The organism is Burkholderia sp. Bp8994, assembly GCF_003853805.1.
Classification (GTDB): Bacteria; Pseudomonadota; Gammaproteobacteria; order Burkholderiales; family Burkholderiaceae; genus Burkholderia.
The window spans coordinates 53,027-76,614 of record NZ_QTQH01000014.1; the positions used below are offsets into that span (position 1 = coordinate 53,027).

A 23,588-nucleotide genomic window follows, 5' to 3' on the forward strand; every position below is an offset into this window, starting at 1 on the left:
AGCGCAGTCGGCTGCGCGGCTGGCGCGATCGCAGCATGGCGGGCCGCGCTCAGCCGCAATCAACCGCAATCAACCGCAATCATTCGACGCGGCCCCGACCGGCCGCAGCCGCTCGTCATGCATCCGCGATTGCGTACGGTTCAGTCGACCAGTTCCCCGCTCGGCTCATAGAACGGATACGGCCCGTCGCCTTCGTCCACGTACACGTGATGGGACGTCATCCCCATGTCCGGCGTATGGACGTGCACCGCGAACGCGGGCGGCTCGAGCCGGAACGCGGACGGCGCGTCCGCTCGCAAATCGAACGCGACCTGGTGCGCGGGCGCCGGCACGGCCGATGCGAGCGTGCCGCCGAAGCGCGTGAACATCGTCCGGTGCACGTGGCCGCACAGCACGCGCTCGACGTTCGGATAGCGCCGCAGCAGCGCGTCGAGTTTCGTGGCGGCGGCGGGCGCGAGGCGCAGCGCGTCCATATGTCCGATCCCGGACACGAACGGCGGGTGATGCAGCGCGACGATCACCGGCCGGTCGCGCGCAGCGTCGAGTTGCGCGGTGAGCCACGCGAGCCGCGCATCGCACAGGTCGCCATGGCTCGTGCCGGGCACCTGCGAATCGAGTGCGAGCACGCGCACGGCGCCGACGTCGAGCGCGTACTGCACGAACTCGCCGTCCTGCAATTCGGGACGATCGGCGAACGCGCGGCGCAACCCCGCACGATCGTCGTGATTGCCGACCATCAGGTAATACGGAATCTCGAGCGGCGCGAGCAGGTCGCGCAGGTGGCGGTATTCGTCGTCGTGGCCGAAGTCGGTCAGGTCACCGGTGACGAGCACCGCGTCGGGGCGCGGCACCAGCGCGTTCAGCTTCGCGATGCAGCGCGCGAGCGCGGCGGCCGTGTCGACGCGTCGGTACGCGAGCTGGCCCGGGCGCTTGATGTGGAGATCGCTGATTTGAGCAAGCAGCATCGTCGTTCCTCGGAATGTGTGGTTATCGTGGGGCGGTGTTACGCGGCGAGCGCGATCAGGCCTTCCGGCGCGATCGTGAGGCCGACCGCCGTGCCGCGCGCGAGCTCGATGCGGCCCGGCACGTCGATCACGAGCGCGTCGGGTGCCGCATGCTCGATCGTGAGCCGCGTGCGTTCGCCGAGAAACGCGCACGCGCCGATCGCGCCGCGCAGCGGCGCATGCGCGGGATCGGCGAGCTGCGCATCCTCCGGACGGAAGAACCACTCGTCGGCGGCATGCGGCGTGACGATCGCGCCCCCCGTCGTCACGAGCGCGCCGTCCTGCCATTGTCCTGCAAGCCGGTTCAGCGTGCCGATGAACTGCGCGACCGTGCGGTTCGCCGGGCGGTAGTAGATGTCGCGCGGCGTGCCGATCTGCTCGATGCGGCCCGCGCCCATCACGACGATCCGGTCGCCGAGTTCCATCGCCTCGGCCTGGTCGTGCGTGACGTAGACGGTCGTCACGCCGAGCTCGCGCAACAGCGCATTCATCTCGCGGCGCAGCACGTCGCGCAGCTTCGCGTCGAGCGCGGTCAGCGGCTCGTCGAGCAGCAGCACGCGCGGGCGCACCGCGAGCGCACGCGCCAGCGCGACCCGCTGGCGCTGGCCGCCGGACAGCTGATCGACCGGTTTGTCCGCATGCGCGTCGAGCCGCATCATCGCGAGCAGCTCGTCGACGCGTTCGCGCAGCGCGCGCGGCTCGGTCTTGCGGATCTTCAGTCCGTAGCCGACGTTGCCGCGCACCGTGAGGTTCGGGAACAGCGCGTAGTTCTGGAACACCATGCCGACCTGGCGGCGCTCGATCGGCAGCGCGGTCACGTCGTCGCCGCCGAACCGGATCGTGCCGCCGGCATCCGGCGTGTCGAGGCCCGCGATCAGGCGCAGCGTCGTCGTCTTGCCGCAGCCCGACGGGCCGAGCAGCACGAGCGTCTCGCCCGCGCCGATCGACAGGTCGAGCGGTTCGAGCACGCGCGTGCCGCGGAACGTCTTCGCGCAGCGGGTCAGGGTGATGGGGGTGGAATCGAGTTTCATGGGAAGGGTAAGGTCAGCGCAGGGTCAGCGCGGGCGACGCGTCAGCGCGCGCGTGCCGGACGGATCGACGCCGAGCCACTGCATCGCGACGAGGAGCGGCAGCGTCATCAGCAGGAACACGATCGTGTACGCGCTGCCGACTTCGAGGCGCAGCGACGCATAGGTATCGGCGAGCCCGACGGGCAGCGTCTTCGTGTCGGGCGTATGCAGCATCCAGGTCAGGTTGAATTCGCCGATCGACAGCGTGAGCACCGCGAGCGCGCCCGCGACGATGCCGGGGCGCAGGTTCGGCAGCACGATCGTGACGAAGCGCGTGACGAACGACGCACCGAGGCTCGCCGCGCCTTCCTCGAGCGTGCGCAGGTCGGCGCCGGCGGCGACCGCCGCGACCGCGCGCACCATGAACGGCAGCGTGAACACGACGTGGCCGACGACGATGAACCACAGGCTCATCCGGAACGCGGTGAAGCCGCCGTACACGACCAGCAGCGCGAGCGCCGACGCGAGGCCCGGCAGCGCGACCGGCAGCACGAGCGCTTCCTCGATCACGCGGGCGACGCGGCTCTTGCTGCGCGCGAGCGCATAGCCGGCCGGCACGCCGACGGCGAGCACGATCGCGAGCGTCGCGAACGCGACGCCGAGCGACAGCGCGACCGAGCCCTGGTACTGCTGCCACACCTGTTCGAGCCAGCGCAGCGTGAGGCCGCTCGACAGCCCGCGGAAATAGTTGACGGTGAGGCCCGCGAGTACCGACATCACGACGGGCACGATCAGGAACGCGCACAGCAGCAGCGTGACGCCCCATTGCAGCGCCGCGATCGCGCGCGCGCCCGACACGCGCGGCGCGCGTCTGGCGGTGCCGTTCGCGTGCGACGGAGCGGGCGCCGGCGACGGCGCGGACGAACCGGAAAGCGATTGCATGAAGGAATCCTCAGGCCGCGGCGGCGGCGGTGTGGCCGGTGAACCGGCGCGCGAGCGCGAGCACGGCCCACGTGACGATGCCGAGCACGATCGACAGGCCGGCGGCCGTCGCGATGTTCGCGTTCAGCGTGAACTCGGTGTAGATCGTCATCGGCAGCACGTTCAGGTCGGTGGCGAGCGTGAAGGCGGTGCCGAACGCGCCCATCGCGGTCGCGAAGCAGATCGCGCCGGCCGCGACCAGGCCCGGCGCGAGCGCCGGCAGCACGATGTCGACGAAGATGCGCCACGGCGACGCGCCGAGCGAGCGCGCGGCTTCCTCGAGCGACGCGTCGAGCTTCGACGCGGCCGCGATCACGGTGACGATCACGCGCGGGATCGAGAAGTACAGGTAGCCGACGAACAGCCCGGCAACCGAATACGCGAACACCCACTTGTCGCCGGTCAGCTTCGCGGACAGCATCCCGATCAGCCCCTGCCGGCCGGCGAGCATGATCACCATGAAGCCGACCACGACGCCCGGGAACGCGAGCGGAAAGGTGAGCAGCGCGAGCAGCACGCGCTTGCCGGCGAATTCGCGGCGCGCGAGCAGCAGGCCCGAGGTCGTCGACAGCGCCAGCGTCGCGAGCGTGACGCCGGCCGACAACGCTATCGTTTCGCCGAGGCTCGTCATGTAACGCGCGTTGCCGAGCAGCGCCGCGTATTGCGTGAAGAACGCGCCGTCGGCGGACACCCGCACGAGCGCCGCCATCGGCAGCAGCCAGAACGCGGCGAACACCGCGAGCGCCGGCGCGACGAGGGCGACGCGCCAGCGCAGCGGGAAAGTCAGGTCGAGCATGGCGTGGGTCCGGCGCTTACTGCATCACTTGCAGGTATTGCTGGCCGAACGCTTGCTGGCCGGCCGCCATCTTGCCGAAGTCGACCGATTTCGCCCGGGCGTATTCGCTCGCCGGCAGGAACTTCGCGGCGACGTCGGCGCCGAGCGTCTGCGCGCGCACCGGACGCAGGTACGCATTGGCCCACAGCTTCTGGCCTTCGTCGGACAGCACGAAGTCGAGCACCTTCCTGCCGTTCGCGTCGTGCGGCGCACCCTTCACGAGGCTCATCACGTACGGCACCGCGATCGTGCCTTCCTTCGGAATCACGAACTCGACGTTCGCGTGATCCTTGTACTTCGCGCGATACGCGTCGAAGTCGTAGTCGAGCAGGATCGGAATCTCGCCGGACAGCACGCGCGCATACGCGGTCTGCTTCGGCACGATCGGCGCGTTCGCCTTCAGCTTGCGGAACCAGTCGAGCCCCGGCTTGAAGTCGTCGAGGCTGCCGCCGAGCGCCTGGTTGACGGCCACGGCGCCTGCATAGCCGACGAACGCGCTCGACGGATCGAGGTAGCCGACCATGCCCTTGTATTCGGGCTTCAGCAGGTCGGCCCACGAGCGCGGGACCGGCTTGCCGTCGAGCGCGTCCTTGTTCACGAAGAAGCCGAGCGTGCCCGAGTGGATCGCGAACCAGTAGCCCTGCGGGTCCTTCAGGTTCGCGGGGATGTCGTTCCAGTGCGCGGGCTTGTACGGCGCGATCACGCCCTTGTCCTTCGCCTGGAACGCCGACGACACGCCGAGATAGACGACGTCGGCGACCGGGCTCTTCTGCTCGGCGATCAGCTGCGCGATCGCCTGGCCCGAGTTCTTGTTGTCGAACGGCACGCGGATGCCGGTCTTCTGCTTGATCGCCGCGATCTGCGCGGCCCAGTCGGCCCATTCGGGCGGGCAGTTGTAGCAGATCGCCGATTCGTCGGCATGGGCCGCGGGTGCGAACGCGACGAGCGCGGCGCAGGCGACGGGGGCTGCGAGCACGCGCAGCAGCGAGGTCAGGCGAAAGGACACGATGGATCTCCGGGCGGGGGCGGGGTAGCTTGCGCGCGCCGTGCACGATGGCGCGGCGCGTGCGTTCAGGCTTGGTGCAACTGCAGGTCGGCGGCCGGCGGCGCGACCGTCGCGCCGTCGCGCACCGTATGCGGCAGGATCAGCGACGTGCGCTCGATCGTCGCGCCGCCGATGCATTCGACGAGGCGCTGCCATGCATGACGGCCGATGTCCTGGTTCGGCGTCGCGACGCTCGCGAGCGGCGGTGCGAGCAGCTCGCCGATCGCGATGCCGTCGAAGCCGAGCACCGACAGGTCGTCGGGAATCGAGAAGCCCGCGCGGCGCAAGCCGCGCATCACGACCATCGCGAGCAGGTCGTTGCTGCAGAAGAGGGCGGTCGGGCGCGTGGCTCGCGCGGTGAGGTGCGCGAGCACCGCGTCGGGCAGCTCGGCCGCGTTGAAGTCGACCTCGACCGGCGGCAGCGTCGCGACGCCGGCCTCCTCGAGCGCCTGCGCGTAGCCGAGATGGCGCTGGCGAGCGCGATCCGACGCGGCGAGCGAACCGGCCAGCATCAGCACGCGGCGATGACCGCGTGCCGTCAGCATGCGCACGCCGTCGTAGGCGGCGCTGCGGTTGTCGACCGACACCGACGGGCGGCGTTGCGTGTCGTTGTGCATCAGCACGTAGTGCGGGCCGTCGCGGTCGAGCATGTCGAGCAGCGGATGCGTGTCCGCATCGGCGACGGTCAGGATCAGCCCCTCGACGCGCTGCTCGCGCAGTGTCTCGATCGCGTGGCGCTCGCGCGCCGCGTCGTATTCGGTCGTCATCAGGATCAGCTTGAAGCCGGCCGCGGTCGCGAGTTCGTCGATGCCCTGCAGGCAGTCGGCGAATACAGGGTTCGACAGCGTCGGCAGGACGACACCGACGAGCCGCGTGCGCTCGCCGCGCAACTGCCGGCCGAGCGGGCTCGGGCGGAACTGCAGCGTGTCGATGGCGGTGCGGATGGTCGCCAGCGTGGCGGGGCTGACGGTATGCGGCGCGTTGATCGCACGCGAGACGGTGGCGATCGAGAAGCCGGCGAGCGCGGCGACGTCCTTGATGGTCGGGGGCATGAAGTTACGCGATGTAAACGTTTTCGACGGGAGAATTATCGAAAGCGTTTGTGACTTCGCGATGACTGACGAGACGTCTGTTTCGTAAAAGATGCGATACAAACATCAGACGGTTGGCGCCCGGCGAGCGGGGCGGATTCGATTGTATCGACGGATGCTGCGGCGCGGGAGGAAATCGGCGACGGTGTCGCGCCGACGTCGATTGCGGCGCTCGAGTTCGGGTATGGACAGGGCAGGCCGACATGCTGCATCGCGATGCAATGCGCGCGAATCAGCTAATGCATGCGCAAGCAATGGTAGAATCGCGTCCGCCCTTTTGCCGGGGTGATGAAATTGGTAAACATAGCGGACTTAAACGATTGAGTGCCCGGCCGGAAACGACCGGTGCAGAACCCTTCAAATTCGGTGAAACCCCTGACGCGCGCCGTGCGTCGAGGCAACGCCGAGCCAAGCCTCGCGGTACGACTGCAGCGAGGAAGGTGTAGAGACTAGACGGGGGGCGCCTAAGGCGCACGGGCGGTAATACCGCCCGCGCGCGACGGCGAAGGCATAGTCCAGCGCACGAACGGCGTCGTTTCGACGACGCCGGCTTTGAAAGAAGCAGTGTGACGAAAATCCGCCGCCTTAACTGGCTTGCCGGTTCGAGTCCGGTCCCCGGCACCAAGATCGCTTCCATGCGATTCCATGACGTTCCGAAAACCCGCGAGAAACAAGCCGCTCGCGGGTTTTTTGTTTTTCAGGTCGTGCTTCGCTTCGATGGCGGCGGCCGGTTCCCGTAGATCCCCCGCGCTGGCCAAACGCAAACGTACCGGCGATTGAAATATCGATTCCCCGCGATTTGCTTCAGGCGTCCGCTCGTCGCCCGAATGAGGCGCGCTTCAACACCCGGCTATCCGCTTTCCGCGCCGAAAAACAGCCGGCGTTCTGGAGAGCACCTTTCCGCTGCAGGCCACTAACAGCAGAAAAACGGCTCATTACACTGCGCCCGTCGCATCGCGGGGAAACATCGATGCGACGCACATTCGCAGCACGCAACCGTTGCGACCAGCAAACGAAAGACCTGGGGGTAAATCGTCATGAACATGCGTTTGGGGATCATCGCACCCGCCGCCTTGCTTGCTGCCGCGGCGCATGCACAAAGCAGCGTGACGCTGTACGGCAAGATCGAGGACGGTATCAACTACACGAGCAACGCACGCGGCCACGGCACCGTGCAACTGCAAAGCGGCTATGACTACGGCAGCCGCTGGGGCATCAAGGGCACCGAAGACCTCGGAGCAGGCTACCAGGCGATTTTCACGCTCGAGAGCGGCTTCGACGTCAACAACGGAAAAATGAGCCAGGGCGGCCGGGAATTCGGCCGTCAGGCGTTCGTCGGCATCGCGTCGGACCGATACGGCACCCTGACGTTCGGTCGTCAGTACGATCCGAGCGTCGACATCTTCTCGCCGCTCACCGCAAACGGCAACTGGACCGGCTACCTGTTCTCGCATCCGTACGACAACGACAACACCGACTACTCGTTCCGCGTGAACAATGCGGTCAAGTACGTGTCGCCCGTATGGCACGGCGTTACCGCGGAGGCGATGTATGGATTCAGCAATCAGGCGGGCGGCTTCGCGAACAACCGTCTATATGGCGCCGCGCTGCAATACCAGCAGGGCGGGCTGACGGTCGGCGCCTCGTATTTGAAGATCAACAACGCACGCAATGCCGATTCGAACGGGGCGATCACCGGCGACAACACGTTCGATGCATCGTCGCAGCAGAACATCGGCATCGGCGTGAATTATGCGTTCTCGAATGCCCTCGTGGGATTCACGTATTCGCACGTCGACGTCTACGATCCGACTTCGAACGCGTATTTCACCGGTACGACGCAGCCGGCGGGCGGTGCGTGGCAGTCGTGGAAATTCGACAACTTCGAGGTGAACGGCCTCTATCACTTCACGACCGCGTTCTACGTCGGCGCGGCATATACGTACACGCAGGCCCGCGTCGCGTCGACGGTCGGCGCGTTCAATCCGAAGTGGCATCAACTGAGCGCGAAGCTGAACTACGACTTGTCGAAACGCACGTCGGTATTCGTCGAAGGTGTCTATCAGCATGCGCTGAACGCGCACACTGGAACCGACTTCGACTACGCGTACGTTCCGGGCGCCGCCGATATCTCGTCGGGCCCGAATCAATTCGTCGCGCGAGTCGCGCTGCTGCATCATTTCTGACGCTGCTATCCGGGCGGTTATCGGTCATGTGTGGGTAAAAAAGTCCTGAACTTCGGGCTTGAAGGGAAATGTCGGCTCGACGGGCCATGGCGGGCCACTTCGCTGCGACGAAAGCGCCGCCGTGTGATACTTGGCACGTACGTCGCACAGGCCGTCGCCACCATCGTCGCGCACGTGACGCGGCCGATGGAATCAAACGACGTTTCCCTCCCGCAAGACCACCCGCCATGACCGACTCGAACTACCACTATTACGAACCGTCGCAAGGCCACGGGCTGCCGCACGATCCGCTGAACGCGATCGTGGGCCCGCGCCCGATCGGCTGGATTTCCTCCCGCGGCAACGACGGCACGCTCAACCTCGCGCCGTACAGTTTCTTCAACGCATTCAACTATCGTCCGCCGATCATCGGCTTTTCGAGCACCGCCGCGAAGGACAGCCTGCGCAACGTGCAGGAAACCGGCGAGTTCGTCTGGAACCTCGCGACGCGCGACCTCGCCGACCGGATGAACCAGACCTGTGCCGCCGTGCCGTACGACGTCGACGAATTCGAACTCGGCGGCCTGACCGCGATTCCGTCGCGCCTCGTCGGCGTGCCGCGCGTGGCGGAAAGCGGCGTCAACTTCGAATGCAAGGTGACCGACGTGATCCGGCTGCGCGATCACCGCGGCGTCGAGACGCCGGCCACGCTGGTGCTGGGCGAGGTCGTCGCCGTGCATATCCGTCACGACCTGCTGAAGGACGGCATCTTCGATACGTTCGGCGCGGGCATCATTCTGCGTGCGGGCGGCCCGTCCGCCTATGTGCACGTGACGCCCGACAGCCGCTTCGACATCGCGCGCCCCGACGCGTGATGCATTGCATCATCGACGCATCGCGCCATCGCGCCATCGCGCCATCGCGCTTTCGCGCTTTCTCGCCCATCGCACCATTACGCGCCGGAATGATCCGGCGCGCGAGCGCTGAAGCACGCGGACGCGCACCGACAAAGACAAAGACCCCGCCGAAATCCAGGATTTCGCGGGGTCTTTCGCTTCGTACCCTCCGACACGCGTGACAGACGCGCATCGATTCCGCGCTCCCCGACGCGTTGACGCATCGCAGCACACGCAACCGTCCTTCAAACCCACCGGCAATGCCGCTCGCCCATCGTCGCCGCCATGGCAAATCTGCTCACCCCGAACGAGCGGGTTGGGCATCGACGTCCGGTACTGCAAGGCATACATTCCCAAGGTTGGCGTGCTTATCCGCGTGCCAGCCCGCGCGTGAGCCGGCAACCGGCCGCGCGTTCCAATCAGCGTGAGACACAATCGAGCGTGGAGACGACACGATGAGCCTGTCAGAGCCATTGCGTCTGCATGTGCCGGAGCCCACCGGGCGCCCGGGCTGCAAGACGGATTTTTCCTATCTGCATCTATCGCCGGCCGGCGCGGTTCGCCGCCCGCCGATCGACGTAGCGCCGGCGGACACCGCCCATCTCGCCCGCAGCCTGGTGCGCGTGCTCGACGATCACGGCGAAGCCCTCGGCCCGTGGGCGCCGGATCTCGACGATGCGCGCCTGATCGCCGGGATGCGCGCGATGCTGAAGACCCGCATCTTCGACGCGCGGATGATGATCGCGCAGCGTCAGAAGAAAATCTCCTTCTACATGTTGAGCCTCGGCGAAGAGGCGATCGGCGCCGCGCATGCGATGGCGCTGCGTCACGGCGACATGTGCTTCCCGACCTACCGCCAGCAAAGCATCCTGATCGCGCGCGACGTGCCGCTCGAACGGATGATCTGCCAGCTGATGTCGAACGAAGGCGACCCGCTGAAGGGGCGCCAGCTTCCGGTGATGTACTCGGACCGCGAAGCCGGCTTCTTCTCGATCTCCGGCAATCTCGCGACGCAGTTCATCCAGGCGGTCGGCTGGGCGATGGCGTCGGCGATCAAGGGCGACACGAAGATCGCGTCCGCCTGGATCGGCGACGGCGCGACCGCGGAAGCCGACTTCCACACCGCGCTGACGTTCGCGCACGTGTATCGCGCGCCGGTCGTGCTGAACGTCGTCAACAACCAGTGGGCGATCTCGACGTTCCAGGCGATCGCGGGCGGCGAGGGGACGACCTTCGCCGGGCGCGGCGTCGGCTGCGGCATCGCTTCGCTGCGCGTCGACGGCAACGACTTCCTCGCGATCTACGCGGCGTCGACCTGGGCCGCCGAACGCGCGCGCCGCAATCTCGGCCCGACCTTGATCGAGTGGGTCACCTATCGCGCCGGCGCGCATTCGACGTCGGACGATCCGACCAAATACCGGCCGGCCGACGACTGGGCCCATTTCCCGCTCGGCGATCCGATCGCCCGCTTCAAGCAGCACCTGATCGCGAAGGGCATCTGGTCGGACAGCGCGCACGACGCGCTCACGGCCGAACTGGAAGCCGAGGTGATCGCCGCGCAGAAGGAAGCGGAGAAGTTCGGGACGCTGGCCGACGACCGCATTCCGTCGCCGGCGTCGATGTTCGACGACGTGTACAAGGAGCTGCCCGCGCATCTGCGCCGTCAGCGCCAGGAACTGGGAGCGTGATCATGGCGCAACATGAAACAACGACGGCATCGGCCCAGCCGATGACGATGATCCAGGCGCTGCGCTCCGCGATGGACGTGATGCTCGGCCGCGACGACGACGTGGTCGTGTTCGGGCAGGACGTCGGCTACTTCGGCGGCGTGTTCCGCTGCACCGAGGGGCTGCAGGCCAAGTACGGCAAGTCGCGCGTGTTCGATGCGCCGATCTCGGAAGGCGGGATCGTGGGCGCTGCGGTCGGGATGGGCGCGTATGGCTTGCGGCCGGTCTGCGAGATCCAGTTCGCGGACTACTTCTACCCGGCCTCCGACCAGATCGTGTCGGAAGGCGCGCGGCTGCGCTATCGCTCGGCGGGCCAGTTCACCGCGCCGATGACGATCCGGATGCCGTGCGGCGGCGGCATCTACGGCGGCCAGACGCACAGCCAGAGCCCGGAAGCGATGTTCACGCAAGTCTGCGGACTGCGCACGGTGATGCCGTCGAATCCGTACGACGCGAAAGGACTCCTGATCGCGTCGATCGAGAACGACGATCCGGTGATCTTCCTCGAGCCGAAACGCCTGTACAACGGGCCGTTCGACGGCCATCACGAGCGTCCGGTCACGTCGTGGCTCAAGCATCCGGGCAGCGAGGTGCCGGAAGGCTATTACACGGTGCCGCTCGACACGGCCGCCGTCGTGCGGCCCGGCAACGACGTGACGGTGCTGACGTACGGCACGACCGTCCACGTGTCGCTGGCGGCCGCCGAGGAGACCGGCATCGATGCGGAAGTGATCGACCTGCGCACGCTGTGGCCGGTCGATCTCGACACGATCGTCGCGTCGGTGCGCAAGACCGGCCGCTGCGTGGTGGTGCACGAGGCGACGCGCACCTGCGGCTACGGCGCGGAGCTGGTGTCGCTCGTCCAGGAACACTGCTTCTACCATCTGGAGGCACCGGTCGAGCGGACGACGGGCTGGGACACGCCGTATCCGCACGCGCAGGAATGGGCGTATTTCCCCGGGCCGGCCCGGGTCGGCGAAGCGTTGCGACGCGTGATGGAGGCCTGAGATGGGGATTCATGTCATCAAGATGCCGGATATCGGCGAAGGGATCGCCGAGGTCGAGCTGGTGGCCTGGCACGTGCAACCGGGGCAGACGATCGCCGAAGACCAGCCGCTCGCCGATGTGATGACCGACAAGGCGGCGGTGGAGATTCCGTCGCCGGTGGCGGGCAAGGTGCTGGAGCTCGGCGGCCGGATCGGCGAGATGATGGCGGTCGGCAGCGAGCTGATTCGTCTCGAAGTCGAAGGCGACGGCAACCTGAAATCGGGCGCGAAAGCACACGATGCAGGCCCGGATGCGACGCAGCGAGCGGCGGCGGTCGACGTGCCTGCCGATTCATCTTCTACCGCTGAGGGATCCGAAACACATGCGTCGTCGAAGGCAGCGACGCACGCCGCATCCCGCGCGCCGGCCGAGCCGCGCCGCGCGGAACATGCGGCGCCGCCGCGCGCGGCGCTCGCGCCGGGCGAACGGCCGCTCGCGTCGCCGGCGGTGCGCCAGCGCGCGTGGGACATGGGCATCGAGCTGCGCTACGTGCGCGGCACCGGCGAGGCCGGGCGGATCCTGCATGCGGACCTCGACGCGTATGCGCGCACGGGCGGCGGCGCCGCGCGCGGATCGCAAGCGCGCGGCTACGCCGAGCGCAACGACGCAACCGAGGTGCCGGTGATTGGCCTGCGGCGCGCGATCGCGCGCAAGATGCAGGAAGCGAAGCGCCGCATTCCGCACTTCAGCTACGTCGAGGAGATCGACGTCACCGAGCTCGAAGCGCTGCGCGCCGAGCTGAACCGGCGCCACGGCGACACGCGCGGCCGGCTCACGCCGCTGCCGCTGCTGATCCGCGCGATGGTGATCGCGCTGCGCGACTTCCCGCAGATCAACGCGCGCTACGACGACGAAGCCGGTGTCGTCACGCAATACGGCGCGGTGCACATGGGCGTCGCGACGCAGACGGACGGCGGCCTAACGGTGCCGGTGCTGCGTCATGCGGAGGCGCGCGACGTATGGTCGATCTCGGCGGAAATCGCGCGGCTCGCCGACGCGGTGCGCGCGAACCGCGCGCAGCGCGACGAGCTGACCGGCTCGACGATCACGATCTCGAGCCTCGGCGCGCTCGGCGGCATCGTGTCGACGCCGGTCATCAACCATCCCGAGGTCGGCATCGTCGGCGTGAACCGGATCGTCGAGCGGCCGATGATCCGCGACGGCGCGATCGTCGCGCGCAAGATGATGAACCTGTCGTCGTCGTTCGACCATCGCGTCGTCGACGGAGCGGACGCGGCCGAATTCATCCAGGCCGTGCGCGAGGTGCTCGAGCGCCCGGCGCTGCTGTTCGTGGAGTGAGCCCGATGAAGAACGAACACACCACGCTGCTCGTGATCGGCGGCGGGCCGGGCGGTTACGTCGCCGCGATTCGCGCGGGGCAGCTCGGCATTCCGACGGTGCTCGTCGAGCGCGACCGGCTCGGCGGCACGTGCCTGAACATCGGCTGCATTCCGTCGAAGGCGCTGATCCACGTCGCCGACGCGTTCGAGCAGGCGCGCGGGCAGGCCGGCGAGGGGATGCTCGGGATTCGCGTGCGCGCGCCGGAGATCGACATCGCGAAAAGCGTCGCGTGGAAGGACGGCATCGTCGAGCGGCTCACGCGCGGCGTCGGCGCGCTGCTGAAGAAGCACGGCGTGCGCGTGCTGCACGGCGACGCGCGCGTCGTCGACGGCAAGACGGTCGACGTCGTCGCCGGTGACCACACGACGCGGATCGCCTGCGAGCACCTGTTGCTCGCGACGGGTTCGGAGCCGGTCGCGCTGCCGTCGATGCCGTTCGGCGGCCACGTCGTCTCGTCGACCGAGGCGCTGTCGCCCGCGTCGTTGCCGAAGCGGCTGGTCGTCGTCGGTGCCGGCTACATCGGGCTCGAACTCGGATTCGTCTATCGCAAGCTCGGCGTCGACGTCAGCATCGTCGAGGCGGCCGAGCGCGTGCTGCCCGCATACGACGCGGAACTCGCGAAGCCGGTCGCCGATTCGCTCGCGCGGCTGGGCGTCGGGCTATGGACGGGCCACAAGGTGCTGGGCCTCGCGAGCGACGGCGCGGTGCGCGTGCAGGCACCCGACGGCGCGGAGAAAACCCTGCCGGCCGATCGCGTGCTGGTCGCGGTCGGCCGCCGGCCGCGCGTCGACGGCTTCGGGCTCGAATCGATGCCGCTCGATCGCAACGGCCGCGCGCTGCGTATCGACGACGAATGCCGGACGTCGATGCGCAACGTATGGGCAATCGGCGACGTCGCCGGCGAGCCGATGCTCGCGCATCGCGCGATGGCGCAAGGCGAGATGGTGGCCGAGCTGATCGCGGGACGGCGCCGCAAGTTCACGCCGGCCTCGATCCCGGCCGTGTGCTTCACCGATCCCGAGGTCGTCACGTCCGGCTGGTCGCCCGACGACGCCAAGGCGGCCGGTGTCGACTGCATCGGCGCGTCGTTCCCGTTCGCGGCGAACGGCCGCGCGATGACGCTGCAGGCGACCGACGGTTTCGTGCGCGTCGTCGCGCGGCGCGACACGCACCTGATCGTCGGCTGGCAGGCGGTGGGGCGTGGCGTGTCGGAACTGGCCGCCGCGTTTTCGCAGTCGCTCGAGATGGGCGCGCGGCTCGAGGACATCGGCGGCACGATCCACGCGCATCCGACACTCGGCGAAGCGATGCAGGAGGCGGCGTTGCGCGCGCTGGGACATGCGCTGCACGTGTGAGCATCAGCCGGCCCGCGCGGCTGATCGAAGCCCCGCCACGGCGGGGCTTCTTGTTTGTGTCGATCGCGGGCGTCGGCTTCGTGTCTCCCGCGCCGGATTCGACATGACGGTTCGCGCTTCGACTATCCGGATTGCCGACGATCGGTCAAGGCCGACGCCGCGCTCGACGCGCGCCCGGGCGCGCATGTGATCGGTTCGGAACGCTTGGCCTGAACCGGAACCGGCGACGCCAAGCTGCCGGCGGCACGGCTGAACGAACGGACGGCCAGCGCCGGCGGTTCGCGCACGACGCCGTCAAGCGGGCCGACCCGTTGCAAGACTGTTTCGTCATACCAGGCAATAGCGGACATGTGGCGTGCATGCTGACCTACGATGAAGACATCGCGTCCATCGTCTGCCCAACCATGTGCACCCACTACCGCGCCCCCGATGAAGACCCGGGCATCAGCGAGCTGAGGATCGGCATCGGCGACCTGTTCCGCCGCGATCCGTGGGAACCCGACGTATATCCCGATTACGCGGCGCCCATCGCGCGTGCCGACGGCGACGGTCTCGCGGTCGTCAGCGCGGTGTTCGGCTTCTGGCCGAAGTTCATGCAGCCCGAGCGTCTCGACGAGCACGGCCGCAAACGAAAGAAGCTCGATACGGTGAATGCGCGCGCGGAGACGGTCGGCGCGTCGCGGCTCTACGGCAATGCCTGGCGCAACGGCCAGCGCTGCCTGATTCCGGTGCGCTGGATCTTCGAGCCGTGCTACGAGACGGGCCGCAACGTGTGGCACCGGATCGGTGTCGACGGCTGGCAACCGTGCTGCGTCGCCGGCCTCTGGCGGCGCTACGAAGCGGCCGACGGCCGCGAGCGGATCGGCATGACGATGCTCACGGTCAACGCCGACGATCATCCGGTGTTCGCGCGCATGCACCGGCCCGGCGACGAGAAGCGGGGCGTCGTGATCCTGCGTCGCGACGACTACGACGAATGGCTGCATGCGCGCGACGTCGAGGCCGTGCGGCGCATGCTGACACTCCTTCCTGCGACCGACATGGTCGCCGCACCCGATCAGGTGTCGCCCGCCGGCGCCTGAGCTTTCATTTTTCATACACTTTTCATACGCAACCGATTGCTGCGCAGGTCGGACGTATCCCGTTCTCTCAGACGATTTCTAAAATTCCCGGATTCCGGGTAATCACCGATATCAGCCAAGTTGTATATACAAGATCATCCGCTGGCAATGTCGGCACACGTCGTGCCCGTTGCGCGCCAGCGTGCTGACCGTGCGTGCGTGGCGCATGCCGGCGATCCACGGCGCCCCGCACCCGGCGAGCCGAAAGGGCGGCTCGGCACGTTTTTCGTCTCGTCCCAACCATTTGTGATCCTCAGTATCTTGGAGATTTACCCGTGTCAACGAATCCCAGTGGAAAAGCCGGCGGTCTGATCGAGGTACGCTCGATCGATTTCATTCCCGACGCCGAACGCCACGGCGGACTGCTGAGCCAGTTCACGCTGTGGCTGTCCGCGAACATGCAGATCACGGCCATCGTCACGGGCGCGCTGGCGGTCGTGCTCGGCGGCGACGTGTTCTGGTCGCTGATCGCGCTGCTGCTCGGCCAGCTCGTCGGCGGCGCGGTGATGGCGCTGCACGGCGCGCAGGGGCCGCAGCTCGGGTTGCCGCAGATGATCTCGAGCCGCGTGCAGTTCGGCGTCTACGGCGCGATGATCCCGATCGTGCTCGTGTGCCTGATGTACATCGGTTTTTCCGCCAGCGGCTCGGTGCTCGCCGGGCAGGCCGTCGCGCAATTGCTGCACGTCGACGACGCGGCCGGCATCCTGTTGTTCGCGGCCGTGATCGTCGTGCTGACGGTGTTCGGCTATCGCGCGATCCACTTCGTCGGCCGGATCGCGAGCGTGATCGGCATCGTCGCGTTCGTCTACATGTTCACGCAGCTGTTCGCGAACCACGACGTCGGCGCACTGCTCGCGAACCGGCACTTCTCGCTCGCGAGCTTCCTGCTGTCGATGTCGCTGTCCGCGTCGTGGCAGATCGCGTTCGGCCCGTACGTCGCCGACTACTCGCGCTACCTGCCGCGCTCGACGTCGTCGGTCGCCACGTTCCTCGCGGTCGGCCTCGGCTCGGTGATCGGCGCGCAGGCGGCGATGGTGTTCGGCGTGTTCGCGGCGGCGCTGGCCGGCAGCCAGTTCGCGCACCACGAGGTGTCGTACATCGTCGGCCTCGGCTCGACGGGCGCCGTGGCCGCGCTGCTGTACTTCAGCATCGCGTTCGGCAAGGTGACGGTGACCGCGCTCAACGCGTACGGCAGCTTCATGTCGATGGCGACGATCGTCAGCGGCTTCCGCGGCAAGGGCGCGGTGTCGTCGAAGAGCCGTCTCGTGTACATCTTCGGGATGATCTGCGTGTCGACGCTGATCGCGCTCGCCGGCCGCCATTCGTTCCTGAAGGAATTCACCGCGTTCATCCTGTTCCTGCTCGCGTTCTTCACGCCGTGGAGCGCGATCAACCTGGTCGACTACTACTGCTTCACGCGCTCGCGCTACGACGTGCCCGCGCTGTCCGATCCGGACGGCCGCTATGGCCGCTGGAACGCGATGGCGATCACGATCTACGTGGTCGGCATCCTGGTGCAGCTGCCGTTCATGTCGACGCACATCTATACCGGTGCGCTCGTCGACGCGCTCGGCGGCACCGACATCTCGTGGATCCTCGGCCTCATCGTGCCGGCCGTGCTGTACTACGTCGGCGCGCGTGCGTCGCGGCGCAGCATCCCCGAGCGCCTGATCCTGCCGCTCGAACGCGGCGAGGTTCATCACTGACGCATCGCGTCGTCCGCCGGGCCGGCCTGCAGCCGGCCTGAGCGGCCCGCCGCGCCGAACCGGGCGCGACCGGCTGCCGCGCTGTACCTCACCTTCGTTATCCGCGATGCCGGCATGGCAGACCACCGTGCCCGGCATCGTTCCATTCTCCTTTCATTGAATAGTATGACTAAGCAGATGAACGCACGAGACAATCGTTCCCGAGCGCGATCGGCGCATGCCGGTCTTCGCATGGCCGTTACGGCCGCATGCCTGGGTGGGTCGGGCGCCGCGCTCGCGCAGGACGGCGTCACGCTGTACGGCGTGATCGACGAATTCGCGCAGTACGTGAATACCGGCAACGGCTACACGGCGGCGATCGGCTCGGGCGGCCAGTGGGGCAGCCGCTTCGGGCTGAAGGGCGGCGAGGACATCGGCGGCGGCCAGAAGATCGAGTTCGCGCTCGAGAACGGCTTCAACGCGAACGACGGTTCGCTGGCAAGCTCGGGCAGCATGTTCAACCGGCAGGCGTGGGTCGGCATCGCGGGGCAGTGGGGCAAGGTGCGCGCGGGCCGCCAGAATTCGCCGCTGTTCAACGACCAGGGCGGGCAGGACGCGTTCGGCGGCGTCACGCAGGCGTCCGGCATGGACAACCTGACCGTGTTCGCGTTCCGCACCAGCAATACGCTGTCGTACCAGAGCCCCGAGATCGCCGGTTTCCAGGCCGGCCTGTATTTCGGATTCGGCGACGCGGGCGGCGTGCGCTCGGCAGGCTCGAGCCAGCAGTTCGACCTGACCTACGAGCACGGGCCGTTCGCGGCATTCGTCGCAGGCCAGTGGCTGAAGAACAAGACCGCGACCACGACCGATCGCACGATCATGGCCGGCGCGTCGTACGCAATCGGCAAGGCGACCGTGTACGGCGGCTTCTCCGCGGTGAAGTGGGCCGACCTCGGGATCGATTCGCGCGTGTACGGGCTGTCGGTCAAGTACCAGCTCAATCCGGCGAACTACGTCGCGCTCGGCTATGCGTACCTGCATGACCAGACTTCGCAGGGCGACAACGCGGACCAGTTCGGGCTGATGTACGAATACGACCTGTCGAAGCGCACGAGCTTCTACGGCGCGCTGTCGTACCTGCGCAACCGCAACCAGGCCGGCTACACGCTCGCCGGCGCGGCGAACCCGGGCCTGCCGCTCGCGTATCCGGGCGCGAATGCGCGCGGCGTGCAGCTCGGCATCGTGCATCGCTTCTGACGAGGCATCGGGCGCCGGGCCGCGGGTCGGCGCCTGTTTCCCGTCACGGGTGCGCGCAATCGCGCGCCGGCATGCGTGCGCCCGCATTCGCGCGCCAACATCCGCGCGCTCACATCCCCAGCCGTTCCGCGAGCGAATGACGCTGCATGCAGCGCTCCATCGCGTCGAGGAACGCCTGCTCGGCCGCGTTCATCTTGCGGTCGCGATGCCACAGCAGGAACACGTCGACGTCGACGAGCCCATCGTCCGGCGGCAGCCGCCACAGGCGTTGCTGCGCGATGTCGTCGCGCACGATGTGCTCGGGCAGGCAACCGATGCCGTAACCGGCGAAGATCAGCCGCCGCACTTCCTCGAGGCTCGGCGACGACGCGACGATGCGCCCGGTGAAACCCTTCTGGTCGCGGAACACGGTGAGCGGCGACAGGCTGTCGCCGATCTGGTCGCTCGTAAACGACACGAAGTTTTCCGCGAGCAGGTCGTCCATCCGCAACTGCGTCTGCCCGAACAGCCGGTGATGGCGGCCGCAGTAGATCGCATAGCGCTGCCGCAGGAAGCAGCGCATCTCCAGCTTGTCGTGCGGCGTGCGGCACAGGCCGAGCCCGGCGGTGGCCGTCTTCTGCAGCAGCGACGACAGGATGTCCGACGAGCGCATCACCTCGATCTGCAGGTCGATGCGCGGATACGCGCGATGGAAGTCGGCGAGGAATTCGTCGTAGACGGGCGACTCGATGCGGCTCACCGTCAGCAGCCGGATCGAGCCGGTGAGGTCGGCCGTGCTGTCGTCGAGCTCCGTTTCGAGCCGCGACACGCCGCCGTAGATGTCGCTCGCGATCCGGTACACGGCTTCGCCGGCCGGCGTCGGCGCGAAGTGCGCGCCGCGCCGCTCGATCAGCTTGCGCTCGAGGGCCTCCTCGAGCCGCCGCAGCGCCTGGCTCACGGCCGGCTGCGTCACGTGCAGGCGCGCGGCCGCGCGGCTCACGCTGCGCTCCTGCATGATCACCAGATACGTGCGCAGCAGGTTCCAGTCGAGGCGGTCGTTGAGGAAGGGGGCGAGGTCGGCGCGCATCGGGTCAGTCATTAGCTGAATTTATACGCGAAATAATAACTTGAAATTTGACTAATGATGTGCGGTCGCCGATAAAGGAGGGGCGCCGCACCGTGCGGCGCGAGGCCGCGACAGACGGCCGGCCATCACGATATCGCGCGTGCCGCGGCGCGCGCCAGGAGCCCGCATGACCCAGTCCCTTCCTTCCGCCCGCCAGCCGGCGCGTGCCGCGACGGCCGCGTTCATCGGCACGATGATCGAGTGGTATGACTTCTACATCTACGCGACCGCCGCCGCGCTCGTGTTCGGCGAACTCTATTTCCCGTCGCATGACCGCTTCGTCAGCACGATGGCGTCGTTCGCGACGTTCGCCGTCGGCTTCTTCGCGCGCCCGCTCGGCGGCATCGTGTTCGGCCACCTCGGCGATCGCATCGGCCGCAAGAAGGCGCTGATGACGACGCTGATGATGATGGGCGTCGCGACCGTCTGCGTCGGGCTGCTGCCCGACTATTCGAAGGTCGGCATGCTCGCGCCGGTGCTGCTGGTCGCGCTGCGCGTCGTGCAGGGGATCGCGGTCGGCGGCGAGTGGGGCGGCGCGGTGCTGATGGCGGGCGAACACGCGCCGCAGGGGCGCCGCACCTTCTTCGCGTCGTTCGCGCAGCTCGGCAGCCCGGCCGGGCTGATCCTGTCGCTGGTCGCGTTCCGCGCGGTCACGTCGATGGACAAGGCCGACTTTCTCGCCTGGGGCTGGCGCCTGCCGTTCCTCGCGAGCTCGGTGCTGCTCGTCGTCGGCATCCTGATCCGGCTCGGCGTGAACGAGTCGCCGGAGTTCGCGCGCGTGAAGGAGACGAACCGTACCGTGAAGCTGCCGGTCGCCGAAGTGTTCCGCTCCGCATCGGGGCTCGTGCTGCTCTGCATCGGCGCGAACACCATCGGGATCGCGGGCGTCTATTTCACCAACACGTTCATGATCGCGTACACGACGCAGTACGTCGGCGTGTCGCGCTCGCTGATCCTCGACAGCCTGTTCGCGGTCGCGATCATCCAGTTCATCGCGCAGCCGATCGCCGCGTGGATCGCCGAGCGCATCGGCGGCGCGCGTTTCCTGAAGATCGCCGCGCTGCTCGCGATGCTGTCGCCGTACCCGATGTTCATGCTCGTGCAGGGCGGCACGTCCGCGTCGCTCGTCGCGGGCATCGCGCTCGCGGTCGTCTGCATGGCCGGTTTCTATTCGGTGATCGCCGGCTTCGTGAGCGGCGTGTTTCCCGCGCACGTGCGCTATTCGGCGATCTCGCTCGCTTATCAGATCTGCGGCGCGATCGCGGGCGGCCTGACGCCGCTCGTCGGCACCTGGCTCGCGCATCGCTTCGCGGGCCAGTGGTGGCCGCTCGCGGTGTTCTACACGGGGCTCGCCGGCGTCTCGCTGCTTTGCATCGTTGCGCTCGACGCGCGCCGCGCGGCCCGGCCGGCCGCCGCCGAAGCGCTCGGCTCGCGCTGAAACTCAACGAACGAATTCATCGGAGTGCAAATGAAAGACCTGCTGGAAATCGACGGTGCCCGCCTGTGGCGGAGCCTGGCCGAGATGGCGCGCATCGGCGCGACGCCGCGCGGCGGTGTGCGGCGCCTTGCGCTGACCGACGACGATCGGCGCGGGCGCGACCTGTTCGCGCAGTGGTGCCGCGACGCGGGAATGACGGTGAGCGTCGATGCGGTCGGCAACCTGTTCGCGCGGCGCGCCGGCACCGATGCGCAGGCCGCGCCGGTGCTGATCGGCAGTCATCTCGACACGCAGCCCGAAGGCGGGCGCTTCGACGGCGTGTACGGCGTGCTCGCCGCGCTGGAGCTCGTGCGCACGCTGAACGATGCGGGCATCGCGACCGACAAGCCGCTCGAGATCGTGTCGTGGACCAACGAGGAAGGCGCGCGTTTCGCACCGGCGATGCTCGGCTCGGCGGTGTTCACGGGCGCGCTGCCGCTCGACGACGCGCTCGCGAAGCAGGATGCCGACGGTGTCACGCTCGGCGCCGCGCTGGACGCATGCGGCTACCGCGGCACGCGCGCGCCGGGCGGCGCGCTCGACGCGTATTTCGAAGCGCATATCGAACAGGGCCCGGTGCTCGAGGCGAACGGCACGACGATCGGCGTCGTCACGGGCGGGCAGGCGATCCGCTGGCTCGACGTGAGCGTGACGGGCGTGGCCGCGCATGCGGGCACGACGCCGATGCCGTATCGCAAGGACGCGTATTTCGCGAGCGCGCAGATCGCGCTCGAACTGGAACGGATCGTCGCGGGCTACGCGCCGCGCGGGCTCGCGACGATCGGGCAGGTCGGCATCCGCAACGCGTCGCGCAACACGATCGCAGGCGACGTGACGTTCACGGTCGACCTGCGCCATCACGACGATGCGCAGGTCGATGCGATGGAGCGCGAGCTGCGCGATGCCGGCGCGCGCGTGGCCGCCGCGCGCGGCGTTCAGGTGTCGATCGAGAGCTGCTGGCGCAGTCCGGCGGCGCCGTTCGACCGCGCCTGCGTCGAACTGGTCGCGCAGGCGGCGGACGCATTCGGCTACACGAACGAGCGGATCGTCAGCGGCGCCGGTCACGACGCGATCCTGCTCGCGCGCCGCGTGCCGACCGCGATGGTGTTCATCCCGTGCGTCGACGGGCTGTCGCACAACGAGGCCGAGGACGCGTTGCCCGACGACGTGACGCGCGGCACGAACGTGCTGCTCCACGCGGTGCTCGCACGAGCGGGCGTCGCGACGCGCGTGGCCGCGGCCGCGCACGACGCATGACACGGCGAATCGACGAGGACCCACGATGAAAACCTATTTCCACCCCGAACAGTTGCTGCACCATCCGCGCACCTACCTGTCGCGCGGCAGGATGCGCGAGCCGCAGGAGGTGCCCGAGCGCGCGGCGCGGCTGGTCGCGGCGGTGCATGCGCTTGACTTCGACGTGCGCGAGCCGGCCGACCGCGGCACCGCGCCGATCGCGGCCGTGCACGACATGAACTACCTGCGTTTTCTCGAGGAAGCGCATCGCGACTGGAAGCGGATGCCCGACGACTGGGGCGACGAAGTGATGTCGAACGTGTTCGTGCGCGACCCGAACCCGCTGCGCGGCGTGCTCGCGAAGGCCGCGCGCTATCTCGCCGACGGCAGTTGCCCGGTCGGCGCGAACACGTGGCGCGCCGCGTACTGGTCCGCGCAGAGCGCGCTCGCGGCCGCGTCGGACGTGAACGACGGCGCGCGCGATGCGTACGCACTGTGCCGGCCGCCCGGCCATCACGCGCGCCGCGATGCGGCCGGCGGCTTCTGCTACCTGAACAATGCGGCGATCGCCGCGCAGGCGCTGCTCGGCCGCCATCGCAGGGTTGCGATCCTCGACACCGACATGCATCACGGGCAGGGCGTGCAGGAGATCTTCTACGGCCGCGACGACGTGCTGTACGTATCGATTCACGGCGACCCGACCAATTTCTATCCGGTCGTCGCCGGTTACGAGGACGAGACGGGCGCGGGCGCCGGCGACGGCTACAACCTGAACCTGCCGATGCAGCATGGCGCGCCCGAGTCGGCGTTCTTCGAGCGGCTCGACGACGCGCTGCGGGCGCTCGCGCGGTTCCAGCCCGACGCGCTCGTGCTCGCGCTCGGCTTCGACATCTACAAGGACGACCCGCAATCGCAGGTGGCCGTCACGACCGACGGGTTCGGCCGGCTCGGCGGCGCGATCGGTGCGCTCGGCTTGCCGACGGTGATCGTGCAGGAGGGCGGCTATCACCTCGAGAGCCTCGACACGAATGCGCGCGCGTTCTTCGGCGGGTTCGCCGGCGCGCGCTGAGGCGCTGAGGCGCTGAGACGTCGATACGTCGATACGTCGATACGTCGATACGTCGAAGCGGCGGCCCGCGATGCGCGATGTGCGGCCGTCAACGAAAATGCCCGCACCGGAATCCCGGCGCGGGCATTTCTCAATCGCGGT

The 23,588-nt window shown here is 68.1% G+C and carries 19 protein-coding genes; 12 read left to right on the plus strand and 7 right to left on the minus strand.

Annotated features, from left to right (window positions below; all coding sequences use genetic code 11):
* Window positions 1-140: 140 nt before the first annotated feature.
* From DIE04_RS16940 to DIE04_RS16965, 6 genes are all read right to left on the minus strand, one after another.
* Entirely contained in the window at window positions 141-965 is an 825-nt protein-coding gene (locus DIE04_RS16940; RefSeq protein ID WP_124487539.1) for a phosphodiesterase, read from the minus strand.
* A 38-nt stretch (window positions 966-1,003) separates the two neighbouring features.
* Window positions 1,004-2,035: an ABC transporter ATP-binding protein gene (locus tag DIE04_RS16945; protein ID WP_124487540.1), complete on the minus strand. Its 1,032-nt coding sequence runs from the start codon at window positions 2,033-2,035 to the stop codon at window positions 1,004-1,006.
* Window positions 2,036-2,059: 24 nt separating this feature from the next.
* Window positions 2,060-2,956 carry an ABC transporter permease gene (locus tag DIE04_RS16950; RefSeq protein ID WP_124487541.1) on the minus strand — a complete coding sequence of 299 codons (897 nt, stop codon included), beginning with the start codon at window positions 2,954-2,956 and terminating at the stop codon, window positions 2,060-2,062.
* A 10-nt stretch (window positions 2,957-2,966) separates the two neighbouring features.
* The gene (locus DIE04_RS16955) at window positions 2,967-3,791 is read right to left on the minus strand and encodes an ABC transporter permease (RefSeq protein ID WP_124487542.1); all 825 of its coding nucleotides are present in this window, start codon (window positions 3,789-3,791) and stop codon (window positions 2,967-2,969) included.
* A 16-nt stretch (window positions 3,792-3,807) separates the two neighbouring features.
* A complete protein-coding gene (locus DIE04_RS16960; RefSeq protein ID WP_124487543.1) occupies window positions 3,808-4,836 on the minus strand; it encodes an ABC transporter substrate-binding protein in 1,029 nt (342 codons plus the stop codon).
* Between the two features lie 65 nt (window positions 4,837-4,901).
* Window positions 4,902-5,927 carry a substrate-binding domain-containing protein gene (locus DIE04_RS16965; protein ID WP_044844945.1) on the minus strand — a complete coding sequence of 342 codons (1,026 nt, stop codon included), beginning with the start codon at window positions 5,925-5,927 and terminating at the stop codon, window positions 4,902-4,904.
* Between the two features lie 1,076 nt (window positions 5,928-7,003).
* On the opposite strand from DIE04_RS16965, the gene DIE04_RS16970 reads away from it, so the two are divergent.
* From DIE04_RS16970 to DIE04_RS17015, 9 genes are all read left to right on the plus strand, one after another.
* Window positions 7,004-8,152 (plus strand): porin, encoded by a 1,149-nt coding sequence (locus tag DIE04_RS16970; protein WP_124487544.1) that lies wholly within the window; start codon window positions 7,004-7,006, stop codon window positions 8,150-8,152.
* A 227-nt stretch (window positions 8,153-8,379) separates the two neighbouring features.
* Window positions 8,380-9,006, plus strand: a complete 627-nt coding sequence (locus DIE04_RS16975) for a flavin reductase family protein (RefSeq protein ID WP_124487545.1) — start codon at window positions 8,380-8,382, stop codon at window positions 9,004-9,006.
* Window positions 9,007-9,482: 476 nt separating this feature from the next.
* Window positions 9,483-10,715, plus strand: coding sequence for a 3-methyl-2-oxobutanoate dehydrogenase (2-methylpropanoyl-transferring) subunit alpha (locus tag DIE04_RS16980; RefSeq protein WP_044844942.1), 1,233 nt, complete (start codon window positions 9,483-9,485; stop codon window positions 10,713-10,715).
* Between the two features lie 2 nt (window positions 10,716-10,717).
* Window positions 10,718-11,761: an alpha-ketoacid dehydrogenase subunit beta gene (locus DIE04_RS16985; RefSeq protein ID WP_124487546.1), complete on the plus strand. Its 1,044-nt coding sequence runs from the start codon at window positions 10,718-10,720 to the stop codon at window positions 11,759-11,761.
* 1 nt (window position 11,762) lies between these two features.
* Window positions 11,763-13,100 (plus strand): dihydrolipoamide acetyltransferase family protein, encoded by a 1,338-nt coding sequence (locus DIE04_RS16990; protein WP_124487547.1) that lies wholly within the window; start codon window positions 11,763-11,765, stop codon window positions 13,098-13,100.
* Between the two features lie 5 nt (window positions 13,101-13,105).
* Window positions 13,106-14,497, plus strand: coding sequence for a dihydrolipoyl dehydrogenase (lpdA, locus tag DIE04_RS16995; protein ID WP_124487548.1), 1,392 nt, complete (start codon window positions 13,106-13,108; stop codon window positions 14,495-14,497).
* A gap of 404 nt (window positions 14,498-14,901) precedes the next feature.
* Window positions 14,902-15,579: an SOS response-associated peptidase family protein gene (locus DIE04_RS17000; RefSeq protein WP_124487627.1), complete on the plus strand. Its 678-nt coding sequence runs from the start codon at window positions 14,902-14,904 to the stop codon at window positions 15,577-15,579.
* Window positions 15,580-15,893: 314 nt separating this feature from the next.
* The gene (locus tag DIE04_RS17010) at window positions 15,894-17,324 is read left to right on the plus strand and encodes a cytosine permease (RefSeq protein ID WP_124487549.1); all 1,431 of its coding nucleotides are present in this window, start codon (window positions 15,894-15,896) and stop codon (window positions 17,322-17,324) included.
* A 165-nt stretch (window positions 17,325-17,489) separates the two neighbouring features.
* Complete coding sequence (locus DIE04_RS17015) at window positions 17,490-18,560, plus strand: porin (RefSeq protein ID WP_124487550.1); 1,071 nt, start codon at window positions 17,490-17,492, stop codon at window positions 18,558-18,560.
* 109 nt (window positions 18,561-18,669) lie between these two features.
* Here the strand turns inward: DIE04_RS17015 and DIE04_RS17020 are convergent, their stop codons facing one another.
* Complete coding sequence (locus DIE04_RS17020; RefSeq protein ID WP_124487628.1) at window positions 18,670-19,626, minus strand: LysR family transcriptional regulator; 957 nt, start codon at window positions 19,624-19,626, stop codon at window positions 18,670-18,672.
* A 166-nt stretch (window positions 19,627-19,792) separates the two neighbouring features.
* Between DIE04_RS17020 and DIE04_RS17025 the strand changes: the two genes are divergently transcribed.
* Genes DIE04_RS17025 through DIE04_RS17035 form a run of 3 tightly spaced genes read left to right on the plus strand, consistent with a single transcriptional unit; the run spans window position 19,793 to window position 23,447 of the window.
* Entirely contained in the window at window positions 19,793-21,103 is a 1,311-nt protein-coding gene (locus tag DIE04_RS17025; RefSeq protein ID WP_044844932.1) for an MFS transporter, read from the plus strand.
* A 30-nt stretch (window positions 21,104-21,133) separates the two neighbouring features.
* Entirely contained in the window at window positions 21,134-22,399 is a 1,266-nt protein-coding gene (locus DIE04_RS17030; RefSeq protein WP_124487551.1) for a Zn-dependent hydrolase, read from the plus strand.
* Between the two features lie 25 nt (window positions 22,400-22,424).
* On the plus strand, window positions 22,425-23,447 hold the full coding sequence (locus DIE04_RS17035; protein WP_124487552.1) for a histone deacetylase family protein: 1,023 nt from the start codon (window positions 22,425-22,427) through the stop codon (window positions 23,445-23,447).
* Window positions 23,448-23,588: the final 141 nt, after the last annotated feature.

Coding starts and splice junctions, on each gene's coding strand:
- DIE04_RS16965 (WP_044844945.1), bottom strand. CDS start 5,927: ATGCCCCCGACCATCAAGGACGTCGCCGCGCTCGCCGGCTTCTCGATC.
- DIE04_RS17035 (WP_124487552.1), top strand. CDS start 22,425: ATGAAAACCTATTTCCACCCCGAACAGTTGCTGCACCATCCGCGCACC.
- DIE04_RS16940 (WP_124487539.1), bottom strand. CDS start 965: ATGCTGCTTGCTCAAATCAGCGATCTCCACATCAAGCGCCCGGGCCAG.
- DIE04_RS17000 (WP_124487627.1), top strand. CDS start 14,902: ATGTGCACCCACTACCGCGCCCCCGATGAAGACCCGGGCATCAGCGAG.
- DIE04_RS16990 (WP_124487547.1), top strand. CDS start 11,763: ATGGGGATTCATGTCATCAAGATGCCGGATATCGGCGAAGGGATCGCC.
- DIE04_RS16955 (WP_124487542.1), bottom strand. CDS start 3,791: ATGCTCGACCTGACTTTCCCGCTGCGCTGGCGCGTCGCCCTCGTCGCG.
- DIE04_RS16975 (WP_124487545.1), top strand. CDS start 8,380: ATGACCGACTCGAACTACCACTATTACGAACCGTCGCAAGGCCACGGG.
- lpdA (WP_124487548.1), top strand. CDS start 13,106: ATGAAGAACGAACACACCACGCTGCTCGTGATCGGCGGCGGGCCGGGC.
- DIE04_RS17025 (WP_044844932.1), top strand. CDS start 19,793: ATGACCCAGTCCCTTCCTTCCGCCCGCCAGCCGGCGCGTGCCGCGACG.
- DIE04_RS17030 (WP_124487551.1), top strand. CDS start 21,134: ATGAAAGACCTGCTGGAAATCGACGGTGCCCGCCTGTGGCGGAGCCTG.
- DIE04_RS17020 (WP_124487628.1), bottom strand. CDS start 19,626: ATGCGCGCCGACCTCGCCCCCTTCCTCAACGACCGCCTCGACTGGAAC.
- DIE04_RS17015 (WP_124487550.1), top strand. CDS start 17,490: ATGACTAAGCAGATGAACGCACGAGACAATCGTTCCCGAGCGCGATCG.
- DIE04_RS16950 (WP_124487541.1), bottom strand. CDS start 2,956: ATGCAATCGCTTTCCGGTTCGTCCGCGCCGTCGCCGGCGCCCGCTCCG.
- DIE04_RS16980 (WP_044844942.1), top strand. CDS start 9,483: ATGAGCCTGTCAGAGCCATTGCGTCTGCATGTGCCGGAGCCCACCGGG.
- DIE04_RS16985 (WP_124487546.1), top strand. CDS start 10,718: ATGGCGCAACATGAAACAACGACGGCATCGGCCCAGCCGATGACGATG.
- DIE04_RS16945 (WP_124487540.1), bottom strand. CDS start 2,035: ATGAAACTCGATTCCACCCCCATCACCCTGACCCGCTGCGCGAAGACG.
- DIE04_RS16970 (WP_124487544.1), top strand. CDS start 7,004: ATGAACATGCGTTTGGGGATCATCGCACCCGCCGCCTTGCTTGCTGCC.